The sequence below is a fragment of the Streptomyces sp. NPDC017991 genome, from assembly GCF_044328075.1.
GTDB lineage: Bacteria > Actinomycetota > Actinomycetes > Streptomycetales > Streptomycetaceae > Streptomyces.
Genome location: NZ_JBIRGP010000001.1, coordinates 284821 through 296398, shown reverse-complemented (window position 1 = coordinate 296398; position 11578 = coordinate 284821). Strand labels below are relative to the sequence as shown.

Here is an 11578-nt window from a genome sequence, read left to right as displayed (position 1 = left end):
GTCGCGCGCCCGTTCAGTGGCGGGCCGGGCCGGCGGACAGGTCCCGTCCGCCTTCTCCGGAGGCGGTCTTCTCACGGTAGTGGTGCGGGGCCGCGCCCGTGACCCTGCGGAACACCCGGCTGAAGTACGCGCGGTCGCGGAAACCCACGGCCCGGGCGACGCTCTGCACGCTGTCGTTGCTCGACCGCAGGCGCTCCGCCGCCCGCCGGATCCGCAGCCGGGTCAGGTACTCCCACACGGTCAGACCGTACCGCTGCTGGAAGAGCTTGCCGAGGTGGTCGGGGCTGACGCCGGCGGCCTGTGCGACCTGCCAGCGGGAGATCGGCCGGCGCCAGTGCTCGTAGAGGAAGACCAGGGCCTCGTCGAGGACGTCCCTGGTGCGCGGCGGCAACCGGGGTCCGTGGGCGGCCAGTTCGCGCACGAGCGCGGCGGCCTCCTGCGGCGCGAACACGTCCATGTCCAGCATGAGCAGCGCCGGGTGCTGACGCCCGCGCCGGGCGTCCGCCGCCGTCATCCCCTCGTGGTCGGCGATGACGACGGGACACAGGGCCCGGCCCGTGCCGTCGTGCAACCGGTCCACCACGTCCAGCGCCTGCAGGTCGGGCAGCGCCCGCTCCAGCACCACCAGCCGTGGCGTCTCCTCCGCGACCAGCGCCAGCAGCGTCGTCGCGTCGGTGGAGACCCGCGCCGGATGGTCCGGCAGCGCCGACTCGGCCAGCCGCCGCAACGCCTCCCGGGACTCCTGCGAGCCGCCCGCGACGATCACCGGCTCGGCGAAACCGTTGGGCCGCAGCGCGCGCAGGGCCTGCGGCAGATCGGTGCCGTCGGCGCCGAACAGCACGAACGGCGTGTGGCGCAGCGCCGGATGGTCGTGCAGCCGCTGCACCGCCCGCCACTCCTGGGGCCGGTCGGGCAGCGCGTCCCACACGACGGCTCCGGGCGTACGCCGCGCCACCGACGGCATGGGGTCGTGCGCGGTGTCGGGCCGGCACACCTCCAGACCGTGGCGGGCGGCGTGCGTGCGGATGTCGGCGCCGAGTTCGCCGGGGGTGACGACGAGCAGCGGGGCGTCGCCGGCGGCGGCGAGGTGTGCCTGTCCGTCGGGAGAGGGCAGGGCCAGTTCCAGGACGTACTGGGCCCGGTCCGTCGCGTCGGAGACGGTCAGCGCCCCGCCGTGCATCATGGCCAGCCGCCGGGCCGTGGTCACCCCGACATCCAGGAGCCGGCCGGGCTTGGTGATCGACGTACGGGCGTCCGGGACGTCGACCGTGATCCGCACGCCTGCCGGGCCGAGGGCGGCCGCCACCCGGGGCGGTGTGTCCTTCGCGCGGGCCGCCGCCGAGATCAGCACGTTGTGCAGGATCTGTTGGAGGCGCGTCTCGTCCACCCACACCGAGGGCAGCCGTTCGGGCAGGTCGAGGCGCCACGCGGGGCCGGCGGGCAGCGCGGAGGCCGCCGTCGCGCACGCCCGCGCGAGCACCGGCAGCGGGTCCATGAGCCGCCTGGTCAGGAGGAGGTCGCCGGCCTCCGACCGCGCGAGGTCCAGCAGGTTCTCCATGAGGTGCAGCACGCGCGCGGCGTCCCGCCGCACCTCCATGAGGGCCGCCGCGGGGTCACCGGACCGGTGCAGCATGGCCTCCACCGGAGTCCGCAACTCGTCGCCGACATGCGTCAGCAGCCGCGTCTGGAACCTGCTCGCCTGCTCCGCGGCGTCCCGGGCGCGCCGCACCTCGTCGAAGAGTCCGATGCCCTTCAGCGCGGCGCTGATCTGATCGCCCAGTTCCCGGTACAGGGCTCCGTCGGCTCCGTCGTGGTACGCCGTCCGGGCGGAGGCGGCTTGGAACACGGCCACTCCCAGGTGCTCCTCGCCGATGTGCAGAGGTTCGAGGACCAGCGTGAAGCGGTCCTCGCTCGGCAGCAGGGAGTCGGGAAGGAGCAGGGCCGGCGAGAACGCGGGGCTGCCGAGCGGGCCGGCGGGGCCCGGTTCACGGCCCGCTTCCGCACGGGCGAGCAGGGGACGCGCCATCCCCAGAGCCGCCGGACCGGAGGCGCCGGCGTCACGCTCGTACAGGACGATCCGGCAGTGCGGGACGCCCGACTGGCCCAGATGGCGCTCCAGTACGTCCGAGAGGCCCTCCAGGTCCACGACCGTGGTCAGCGCGGTACCGAACTCCCGCAGTCTGCGCGCGCGTTGGGTCCCCGACCAGCGCTCGTACTCAAGGAGGGCACGCGATCGCTCCGCCACGACGAGCCGGGCCTGTCCGAACAGGACCTCACCGGCCGGGCGCAGCGGGCCCGGCAGCGTGTCGACGACACCGCGGCGGGCGCTCTCCAACGCCTGGTGCCACCGGTCGACCTCGGCCTGTGTACCCGCGTTGCCGCGCAGCAGCCGCTCGACGAGAGAGAGGAAACTCCCGGGCCGTGCATCGCCGTTCACCGCGCCGTGGCCAGGGCTGTCCCCGCTGCCGCCACCACTGCCACCGGTGCTCGCCGGCGGGTGCGGATCGCCGTCGGCGCGGGCGAGTTCGGCGCGGAAGGCCGCGGCCAGGCGGGAACCGCCGGACGGCAGTACGCCGTCCACCGCGTCCCATCCCGCCGGGCGCCGCGCGGTGGGCGGCGCGGGGGCGACGAGTGGGGGCTGGTACGACGTCGGGTAGGGGCAGCCGCAGGAGCGGCGCGGCACCAGCGTGGCCGGGATGGTGGTGCGGTCGGGCGGGCGGGTGCCGCGCAGCCGGGCGACGAGGGTGTCCACGGCGAGCGCGCCCAGCTCCTCGAAGGGCAGCGCCACGGAGGTCAGGGGCGGGTCGCCGAGGCGGGCCTCGGGGGAGTCGTTGAAGCCGACCACGGCCACGTCCTCCGGCACCCTGATGCCGCGTTCGGTGAGATGGCGCAGAGCCCCGGCGGCGAGGACGTCGCTGCAGGCGAGCACCACGTCGAAGTCGACGCCGGGTGTCAGTCCGCGGGCATCCAGCAGCACCTGCATCGCCGAGGCGCCGGCCGCCGCCGCGAAGTCGACTGCCGCGCCCACGTGTTCGTTGCGGATGCCGTGGTGGCGCAGCGCGTCGACACACGCGCGGTAACGCTCCTCGGAGACCGGGTTGGCGAGCGGCCCGTGGATGCAGGCCGGCCGTCTGCGGCCGTGCTGGACGAGGTGCCCGACCAGTTTGCGCATGCCCGCGTGGGAGTCGATCGACAGTACGTCGGTCTGGTCGCTGAGCGGCTGGTTGAGACTGATCAGCGGCAGATGGGCGAGGCGGCGCAGCAGGCGGCGGGCCCTGGGTCCGGCCGAGGGCAGCCCGAGGGTCGAACTCCAGCAGACGACGCCGTCGAGGCGGGCGGGGCCGACGAGTTCGTACAACTCGCTGCGGGCCACGTCACCGTGCCGGAGGTTCCCGCCGGGGAAGCAGATCAGATTGACGTCGTTGCGTTCGGCGGCGGCGCGGGCCCCGGACCACAGGGTCGCCCCCACCCCCAGATGGATGTTGGCGGTGAGCAGCCCGACCGTCAGAGGCCGGTTCGCCCCGGGCGACGTACCGCCCACGATGTACGGACCGGTGTCCGGACCCGGGTCCATCGGCGCCCCCTCGCCCGGCAGACGGGAATTCGACGGCAGGGCCTGGGCCCGCCGGGTCCAGGGCAACGTAGGGGAGGCGGAAGCGCGGGGCAAGAGCGGTGACACGTCGGTCACCGGTCCTGCCCCGCGCCGTGTGGTGCTGTGCGGAGGTTCTGGTGCGGTGTGGAAGCCGGGATCAGATCTTGCCGACACCCGCACCGGCGGTCACGGTCGCCTTGACGGTGGAGGCCGACTGGGCGGTGTAGCTGTACGGGATCGCCGCCACGGAGCCACCGGTCTGGCCGGAGCCGGAGTTCACCGAGTGGTTGTTCTTGGCCACGAGCGAGCCCGCGTCGGACGAACCCTCACCGAGGTGGTAGGGGTCGTCGGTGTTCTCGAAGTAGTTGGCCTCCACGAGGACGCCCGCGTTCTCGGTGGACGCCACGCCGTAGGAGCCGACGTTGCTGAAGTAGTTGTTCAGCACGTGGACCGGGTTGCCGAAGCGAACGCGCGGGTTGCGCTGGTTGGTGCCGTCGAACCAGTTGTGGTCGTACGTCACCTTCAGCTTGCCGGTGTCCTCACCGGAGTTGTCGTCCGAGTGACCGAGCAGCATGTTCTTGTCCTGGCTGTGGGTGCGGTTCCAGGACACCGTGATGTTCGTCGAGGCACGCTTGATGTCGATGGCCCCGTCGTACGCGCCGGAGATGTCGTTGTGGTCGATGTGGACCTTCGTCGAGTACTGGACGTTGATGGCGTCGTCGTTGGACCCGCTGAACGTGAGGTTCTGGATGATCACGTTGTTCACGCTCGCGACGTTCAGTCCGCTGCCGGTGATCTTCCCTGCGGTGCCGACGCCGACGATGGTCTTGTTCGACGCGACCTTCGTCATCCCCGTCAACGCGATGGTGCCGTTGACGCGGACGATCTGGGTCGCGCTGCTCTGCACAGCAGCGATGAAGGCGGAGGCGTTGGTGACGGTCACCGTGCTTCCGCCGGCACCACCGGTGGTGCCGGCTCCGAAGCCGATGGGCGCGGCGGCGGCGGCGACCGCCGGCTCCAGCTGGGAGGAGGTGGAACTGCTCGCCGTATTGGCTCCGATGACAGCCAGTGCGACGGCACTCGCGGCTGCGGCTCCGGTCAGGGTGAACCGTGCGCTCGTCCTGCGCATGTGGATCTCCGTCCGTGGGGTTTTGGAGAAGTGACGTGCCAGTGCGGGTGCTGCGCCGGGGCCGCGCGGTCGGCTCGCTGTGAGACTAGAGCGACGGATGTGGACAATGACGTGCCGTGTGTGGACTATTGCGTCCTGCCTACGCTTGCTGTGGCCCGGGGCTGCGGGGCGGGCGGGCGGCCGGGCGCGGTGGGGAGTGGCGGGGCCGCAGGGTGAGGGAGGCGGGCACGCCCTTCCGCCCGGGCCCGCTGTACCACTGACGCGCTGTCAGGCACCCGGCTGAGGCGTACGCAGCCGGAGGGCACACTGCCGCATGCGCGGGCGATCCTCGGAGAACCATCCCTGCCATGGTTCGTCGAGCCGGTGCCAGACAGTCGGCTGCCCTCCTTCGGCCGCCAACCGCGTACGCCGGTCGACGACCGCCACGTAGGAAATGCCCGCGGTGGCCGGCCAGTCGGGGCGGTACGACCGCACCGTGGCGGCCGCGGGCACGGCATGCAGGTCCGCCTGTACTCCGGTCTCTTCGAACAGCTCCCGACGAGCGGCCTCCCGCGGTGTCTCGCCGGGGTCCACCTTGCCGCCCGGCGGCACCCACCCGCGCCAACGGTGGTGCACCAACAGCACATGGGTCCGCTCGCGGTCGAACACCCACACCTCGGCGGCGAGCGGACCGCGCAAGGCCACCTCGGGGCGGACCAGCCATTCCAGCACACCGTCGCGGGCATCCGGAGCGAGCCGCGCATCGATCACGGCAGCCGCGAGAACGCGCGCTTCGATAGGTTGTCCTGTCACTGGGCGGACAGTACGGCGGACCACTGACAACCGTGCGGGTGCGGCGGGGCCGGGGAGGGCAGCCCTCTTATGAACGGCCGTGCCCATTTCAGACCGACCGCCTAGTGGTTACCTTGGGTAACGGCTGCGCGCGCTCCGAGACCGTCCAGGCGCTCCTGAAGTGCTCGATCCCGGCCGTGCCGCCGTGGTGTCAGAGGCGGCAGCGGGGGAACTCGTCGCAGATGAGTGGCTCAGGAGGTGAACATGAGCATGATCCACGCGGCCGATGTGCGTGAGTGGCGCACTCACGATGTCGTCGATCTCAAGGGGCACAAGATCGGCGTGCTCGAATCGATCTACGTGAACACCGCTACCGACGAGTCGGCCATGGCGACGGTCCGTATCGGGCTGCCTACCCGTCAGCGGCTGGCCTTCGTCCCGCTCGACGACGCGGTCCTCGGACCCGGCTATGTGAGGGTCGCCTACGCCAAGGCTCTGGTGAAGAAGGCACCCTCGGTGGGCATGGACGACATCCTCCCGGCAGAGGAAGAGGAAGCGATCTTCCGGCATTACGACATGGCCTACCAGACGGGCGTGAATGGAGAGAGACAACTCGCGCGTCGTTGATTCCCTACTCGGTCTGAAGGTTCTGCCATGGCTCTCTTCCTGTTTCTGGTCCTGGTCGCCGTCGTGCTCGGAATCATCGGGGTGACCGCGGAAGGGCTGGGCTATCTGCTGGCGATCGGCATCGCGGTTCTCGTGGCGGCTCTGGCCCTCACGGCTGTGCGCTGGTCCCGGCGCTCCAGCCACCGCCCCATCCGCTGACGGCGGAGAGCGTCGATGGACTCGTAGTGCGGCACATGGCGGTGGCGCTCGAAAGGACTCGCCAGGACACACCCCCGCCCTGGCAGAACTCCGTGAGTCTGCCAGGGCGGGCCGGACCGGTGCGGGTTCCCCCGTCGTCACGCGGTGGCCGGGAGGAACGGTGGGTCAGCGGGTCGAGGTGACCCGGTGCTCCTTGAGAGCGGCACAGTTGGAGCCGGTCACCTGTACGTACACGTTGTTGATGTGGCCGCCCCAGTCGACGCAGTGGCCCTTGCCGTACACGTACGCCGGTCCCGCGTACGACGTGTACCAGCCGAAGTCCTCGTCGCTCTCGTCGGTGTCGGGGACGTAGACCCAGGTGGACATCTCCACGGCCGTGCCGGGGTTCTTGCGGATGGTCGCGACGCAGTTCTTGCCGTTCGAGGCGTTGTACGTCAGGTACACGGTGCCGAGCGAGCCGACGGGAGCCGAGTTCACGGTCTTGTAGGCGCTCCCGCAGACCTTCTGCGGTGTGGTGTTGGGTGCGGCGGAGGCGGGCGCGGCCAGAGCGGCCGTGGCCCCCACGGACAGGGCGGCGCATGCGACGACGGACAGAACAGAACGGTGGAATCCCATATTTCCCCCTTGTGATCTTTGCGGTCTGTTGCTCCTGCCTGATGTGACACGCGAGGTATGGGAAGGGTTGTGCGTAGCTCGCAAGAGATATGCGGGACGAGCGGAGCGGCGCCGGTGGTCGCTGGGCCGGGTACGCGAGAACGGCCGGAGCGGATGGCGCTGGAGGCGCAATATGCTGATGGCTATCCACCACAGTGCCTTGAGTACGAAACCGGCGCCGAGAAGGATCAGCGCGAGAAGCGGAACCAGAAGTGCCGACTCGCCGACGTGGAGCGGTACAGCCCGGCCGGGCCTACGCGGCTACCAGGGCAGTTCGCCGTTCTCGTCCTGGAAGGTTCCTGTCGGGCCGTCCGCGCCGAGAGTCGCCAGACGTACGACGACGCCGGCACTCTCCTCCGGTGTCCTTCCGATTCCGAACGCCGCCGTCATGTCGGTCGCGGTGGTGCCGGGTTCGACCGCGTTGAACTTGATGCCCGGCTGGGACTTGGCGTACTGGACCGTGAGCATCGTGGCCGCGGATTTCGAGGCGGAGTAGAGCGCCAGGGGCAGGCCGAACTCCGGCCGGTCCGGATTGGTCACCGCCCAGAAAGATCCCGCACTGCTCGAAACGTTGACCACGGTCGGGTTCGGGGAATTACGCAGGAGGGGCAGCGCGGCCTCTGTGACGCGCACGATCCCGACCGCGTTGGTGTCGAAGGCCCGCAGGGCCGTGGGCCCGTCGAGGACCCCGCTCCCAAGGACGCCCGCGTTGTTCACCAGGACGTCGAGTCGGCCCTCGGCCGCGTCGATCGTCGCCAGCGCGCGGCTCACCGACGCGTCGTCGGTCACGTCGAGCTGCACGAATCGTGCGCCGATCTCGGCGGCGGCCGCGCCATGCTGGTCTTCTGGAGACATGGCTACGAGGGGGCCAGCACCGCCAACCTGACGAACGCGATGGGCATCTCCACCACCAGCATGTACGCGGCCTTCGGCAACAAGGAGAAGCTGTTCCGCAAGGCACTGGAGCGCTACACCGAGGGCCCGAGCGCGTACATGGCCCGAGCCCTGGAGGAGCCGACCGCGCTCGGCACCGCCACCGCGATCCTGGCCGGCACCGTGCGCACCACCACCCGCCCGGCCAACCCGCACGGTTGCCTGGGCGTCCAGAGCGCCCTGACCGTCAGCGACTCAGCGGAGGAAGTCCGCGACCTCCTCGTCGCCTGGCGCAACGACGGCCACTCCTGCCTCCGGGAGAGGTTCCAGCGGGCCGTGGACGAGGGCGACCTGCCCGCGGACACCGATCCGGGGCTACTGGCCCGCTACCTCACCACCTTCGGCTACGGCATCGCCGTACAGGCCGCGAGCGGTGTCGGCCGGGACGAACTCCAGAAGACGGCCGACGCGGCGCTGCGCAACTGGCCACCCCTCTGAGACCCGCCCGCGTTCGTCACGGCGCGCCCCAGGTGACGGGAAGGCGCGAAACGCAGCAGACCCGGCTCCCGCTGAGCCACGAGAGGCCCCGCACGCCGTCGGGGGCCCATTGTCAGTGGCGGGTGGAAGGCTGAATGTCGTGAATGGCGACGAGCAGCTACTGCGCGGCCGGATATACGGCCACGACCACGACGACCCCGATCCGGGCCCACGCCCGGGCCGCTCCTACGTCGCCCTGGTCGGCGGCCCCTTGGACGGCCTGCTCCTGGACGTCACCGACTGGACGCCGGACCGGATCGCCGAGGGCGCCGCCCTCTCCACCGAGCTCGGCCGCTTCGGCGCGGGCGGCCGTGCGCTGTACGACCCACGCCCGTCCGACCCGACCCGCTTCGACTGGTCCGGCGACAGCCCTTGATTCGGCAGGGGAGTCCGGACGACGAGAACCGCTGGTGTTCCGGCCGCCCGCCCACACCCCCGGGCGCTGCCGCCCCTGGACCTTCGCATCGCGCAGACGTGCTCGTCCACAAACGCCGGACGGGCCTAAGACCTCGACCTGCTCGCGGTCATCGGCACTCAGGAAGTCGTCGAACCCACAACACGCTCAGCGTGCTGCGATGCATCGGCACCTTCAGGGAAGGAGCGCGGGGCCGCGGCGCCGGGGGAACGGTCACGGCGTTCGAGCCACAGCACCACCGAGGTGAAGACCACGATCACCGTGATGTCGAGGGCCGCCAGTTGCCAGGGCAGGTCGGCCGCGGTCTCGTCGGAGTCGAGTCCGCCGACGAAGGCCGCGGCCAGCGCGAACGACATCAGGTTGTTCACCGCGTGCAGCGCGATGGCCGCTTCGAGTCCGCCGGTACGCACCGTCAGCCATCCGGCCAGGACACCGAAGACGACAAGGTCCGCGAACCCGGCCGGCGTGCCCCAGCCGTGGCCGGCCGCGAAGAGCACCGCCTGCGGCAGCACCGCTATCCACGGCGAACGGAAGAGGCCGCCCACCGCCTGCAGCAGCCAGCCCCGGAACGCGTACTCCTCGGCGGCGGCCTGGAGCGGCACCAGCACCAGGAGCATGGCGAGCGCGGGCAGATACCGGTCCAGGCCGACCCAGACCTCGCCGCTCGTCCCCGCCGTCCCACCACCGGCCGGTACGAGCAACATGGCGCCCGTCCCCGCCGCCACGACGGGCAGCGCGACCAGCACGTACCGCCCCAGCCGGCGTGTGCGCAGCCGCCCCTGGACGGAGGAGACCGTCCCCGCCGGGCGGCGCCCCACCCATCGCACCGCCAGCAGCACCACAGGAATGGCCAGGGCCAGGTAAGTGAGGTCCAGGGCGGTGTTCAGCGTGGGGCCGAAGTCGATGGCCTCATCGGAATCCTCGGGGTATCCATGGGCGCTGCCCACCCCGTAGGTCACGACATACACCACCATGAACAGCAGGAGCCACATGCCGACCACCGTCACGGTCCCGATCAGCGGGCGCCACCAGCGGTGCCTCCCGGTCACATGGGCCATACGGTGGTAGGGCAGGGGTGCGCCGGCGCCGAGAACTCCGGCCGGGACGGGAGGGGTTGTCGAAAAGGTCATGGCACAAGCCTCCCGTAGGCCCGCCGCCGTCGCGTCGGCCTATGGCAGGAACAGGGACCCTGTCTCCCGATAGAGGCGCGTTTCCTGCGCACGGCGTAGGAGACGTTCCGTATCCGCCGGGGCATCCGCCGGGACAGTGGGTTCACGGGCAGAACCTCCATATGTTGTGCCCGACAGAACACGCATCGACGAGCGAGCCACCACGGCTGTCCTCCGTGACGGCTGTCCTCCCTGACGGCTGTCACCCGTGGATGTACGCCCGCAGGCCGATGACCGAGGCGCACGGGCGCATCTATGCTCGCGTCATGTCAGCGCCTCCAGGTCAACTGCCGCTGCTCAAGCGCCTGTCGCCCGGCCACTGGACGGCGGTCGTCTGGGGCGGGGCCATGGGTTTCGCGTGCGCCGACACGTTCTTCGTCCTCCCGGGCGACTACGTCCGCGACGACCAGGCAGCCCCCGGCTTCGACCTGACGTATGGGAGCGGCTCGATCATGCTGGGCGCCGCCGTCCTCGTGCTGACCGCCTGCCGGCTCCTGCGCGGTCGCCCGCTCGTGGCCTACGCCCTCCTGCTGCTCGGCTCGGTCCTCGGGGCGGGACTGCTCGGCCAGGCCGACGAGTTTCCGCTGGTGCAGTTCCTGGCGCCGGACGTCGCCCTGTACTTCGTCGCGGCCACCGCGACGCGACGCACCTCGGGCTGCGCGGCGGGGATGGCGCTCACCGTTCTGATGATCCCTGTAACAGTACGGCTGTCCGGGGGCGCCGGCATCAACACCGCGGCGCAGCTGGCCGTGGCCCTCACGGTGCTCGTGGCCTGGCTCCTCGGCAACTCCGCCCGGCAGTCCCGGCTCCATGCAGAGCAGTCCAGGGCCCAGGCCGCCGTCCAGGCCACCACCGCCGAACGTCTGCGCATAGCGCGCGAGTTGCACGACATCGTCGCGCACACCATCGGCATCGTCGCCCTGCAGGCGGGTGCCGCCCGCCGAGTCATCGACACACAACCGGCCCGGGCCAGGGAGGCCCTCGGCGAGGTGGAGAACGCGAGCAGGGAGACGCTGTCCGGACTGCGCAGGATGCTCGGCGCGCTGCGTCAGGCGGACGCCGCGGGTGCTCCACCGCATGAAGCACCGACCTTGTCGGACGTCGACGGGCTCGCCGCGGCCACCACGGCAGCGGGGGTGCGGGTCGTCGTGCAGTGGCACGGTCGGCGGCGGCCTCTGCCGCCGGACATCGACCTGTCGGCGTACCGCATCGTCCAGGAGTCGGTCACCAACGTGGTCAGACACGCGGGCGCCCGCTCGTGCCTGGTGCGCGTCGACCACCGGGACGCGGAGCTGACTCTGGAGATCACGGACACCGGCCGTGGGCCGGGCGGCGACGGATCCCCCGCCGGATACGGCCTGGTCGGCATGCGCGAGCGAGTCGCCCTGCTGCGGGGGGAGTTCACCGCGGGCGCGCGTCCGGAAGGCGGCTTCCGGGTGGTGGCCCGACTGCCACTACCCCAGCCGGCGCCCTACGAGGAGCCGACGCCGGTCGCCTCGTGACCACCTGTATGCCCGTCCGCGTCGTACGAGCCCGACGGCCGACCGTTGTCAGTGGTGTTCCCTAGGCTGCTGGACATGGCTTACAACTGGGTGCCGGCGCGCACATGTCCG

11 protein-coding genes and 1 pseudogene are annotated in these 11578 nt (G+C 71.2%); 5 read left to right on the top strand and 7 right to left on the bottom strand.

Translation table 11 applies throughout. The features are described 5' to 3' along the window. Positions 1 to 13 precede the first annotated feature (13 nt). From ACH4DZ_RS01230 to ACH4DZ_RS01220, 3 genes are all read right to left on the bottom strand, one after another. Entirely contained in the window at positions 14 to 3574 is a 3561-nt protein-coding gene (locus tag ACH4DZ_RS01230; RefSeq protein ID WP_398284793.1) for a substrate-binding domain-containing protein, read from the bottom strand. Between the two features lie 175 nt (positions 3575 to 3749). Continuing rightward, positions 3750 to 4721 carry a polysaccharide lyase family 1 protein gene (locus ACH4DZ_RS01225; RefSeq protein ID WP_398284792.1) on the bottom strand — a complete coding sequence of 324 codons (972 nt, stop codon included), beginning with the start codon at positions 4719 to 4721 and terminating at the stop codon, positions 3750 to 3752. Positions 4722 to 4988: 267 nt separating this feature from the next. Next, the gene (locus tag ACH4DZ_RS01220; RefSeq protein ID WP_398284791.1) at positions 4989 to 5513 is read right to left on the bottom strand and encodes an NUDIX domain-containing protein; all 525 of its coding nucleotides are present in this window, start codon (positions 5511 to 5513) and stop codon (positions 4989 to 4991) included. A 249-nt stretch (positions 5514 to 5762) separates the two neighbouring features. Here ACH4DZ_RS01220 and ACH4DZ_RS01215 point away from each other — a divergent pair, with 249 nt between their 5' ends. After that, the gene (locus ACH4DZ_RS01215; RefSeq protein ID WP_398285436.1) at positions 5763 to 6119 is read left to right on the top strand and encodes a PRC-barrel domain-containing protein; all 357 of its coding nucleotides are present in this window, start codon (positions 5763 to 5765) and stop codon (positions 6117 to 6119) included. Positions 6120 to 6146: 27 nt separating this feature from the next. Then, positions 6147 to 6317: a hypothetical protein gene (locus tag ACH4DZ_RS01210; protein ID WP_398284790.1), complete on the top strand. Its 171-nt coding sequence runs from the start codon at positions 6147 to 6149 to the stop codon at positions 6315 to 6317. 165 nt (positions 6318 to 6482) lie between these two features. On the opposite strand, the gene ACH4DZ_RS01205 is transcribed toward ACH4DZ_RS01210, so the two are convergent. From ACH4DZ_RS01205 to ACH4DZ_RS01195, 3 genes and pseudogenes are all read right to left on the bottom strand, one after another. Beyond that, a complete protein-coding gene (locus ACH4DZ_RS01205; protein WP_398284789.1) occupies positions 6483 to 6932 on the bottom strand; it encodes a spore-associated protein in 450 nt (149 codons plus the stop codon). 168 nt (positions 6933 to 7100) lie between these two features. After that, positions 7101 to 7181, bottom strand: a pseudogene (locus ACH4DZ_RS01200) (hydrophobic protein); the annotation flags it as partial. Positions 7182 to 7232: 51 nt separating this feature from the next. Next, a complete protein-coding gene (locus ACH4DZ_RS01195) occupies positions 7233 to 7826 on the bottom strand; it encodes an SDR family NAD(P)-dependent oxidoreductase (protein WP_398285435.1) in 594 nt (197 codons plus the stop codon). Here ACH4DZ_RS01195 and ACH4DZ_RS01190 point away from each other — a divergent pair. Together ACH4DZ_RS01190 and ACH4DZ_RS01185 are read left to right on the top strand one after the other, a co-directional pair. Further along, positions 7767 to 8342, top strand: coding sequence for a TetR/AcrR family transcriptional regulator (locus tag ACH4DZ_RS01190; protein WP_398285434.1), 576 nt, complete (start codon positions 7767 to 7769; stop codon positions 8340 to 8342). The genes ACH4DZ_RS01195 and ACH4DZ_RS01190 overlap by 60 nt on opposite strands. Positions 8343 to 8481: 139 nt before the next feature. Then, a complete protein-coding gene (locus ACH4DZ_RS01185; protein ID WP_398284788.1) occupies positions 8482 to 8757 on the top strand; it encodes a hypothetical protein in 276 nt (91 codons plus the stop codon). Between the two features lie 158 nt (positions 8758 to 8915). Here the strand turns inward: ACH4DZ_RS01185 and ACH4DZ_RS01180 are convergent, their stop codons facing one another. Continuing rightward, positions 8916 to 9926: a lysostaphin resistance A-like protein gene (locus tag ACH4DZ_RS01180; protein ID WP_398284787.1), complete on the bottom strand. Its 1011-nt coding sequence runs from the start codon at positions 9924 to 9926 to the stop codon at positions 8916 to 8918. A gap of 305 nt (positions 9927 to 10231) precedes the next feature. On the opposite strand from ACH4DZ_RS01180, the gene ACH4DZ_RS01175 reads away from it, so the two are divergent. Then, entirely contained in the window at positions 10232 to 11467 is a 1236-nt protein-coding gene (locus tag ACH4DZ_RS01175) for a sensor histidine kinase (RefSeq protein WP_398284786.1), read from the top strand. The last annotated feature ends 111 nt before the right edge of the window (positions 11468 to 11578 follow it).

Coding starts and splice junctions, on each gene's coding strand:
- ACH4DZ_RS01225 (WP_398284792.1), bottom strand. CDS start 4,721: ATGCGCAGGACGAGCGCACGGTTCACCCTGACCGGAGCCGCAGCCGCG.
- ACH4DZ_RS01195 (WP_398285435.1), bottom strand. CDS start 7,826: ATGTCTCCAGAAGACCAGCATGGCGCGGCCGCCGCCGAGATCGGCGCA.
- ACH4DZ_RS01180 (WP_398284787.1), bottom strand. CDS start 9,926: ATGACCTTTTCGACAACCCCTCCCGTCCCGGCCGGAGTTCTCGGCGCC.
- ACH4DZ_RS01215 (WP_398285436.1), top strand. CDS start 5,763: ATGATCCACGCGGCCGATGTGCGTGAGTGGCGCACTCACGATGTCGTC.
- ACH4DZ_RS01205 (WP_398284789.1), bottom strand. CDS start 6,932: ATGGGATTCCACCGTTCTGTTCTGTCCGTCGTCGCATGCGCCGCCCTG.
- ACH4DZ_RS01210 (WP_398284790.1), top strand. CDS start 6,147: ATGGCTCTCTTCCTGTTTCTGGTCCTGGTCGCCGTCGTGCTCGGAATC.
- ACH4DZ_RS01230 (WP_398284793.1), bottom strand. CDS start 3,574: ATGGACCCGGGTCCGGACACCGGTCCGTACATCGTGGGCGGTACGTCG.
- ACH4DZ_RS01175 (WP_398284786.1), top strand. CDS start 10,232: ATGTCAGCGCCTCCAGGTCAACTGCCGCTGCTCAAGCGCCTGTCGCCC.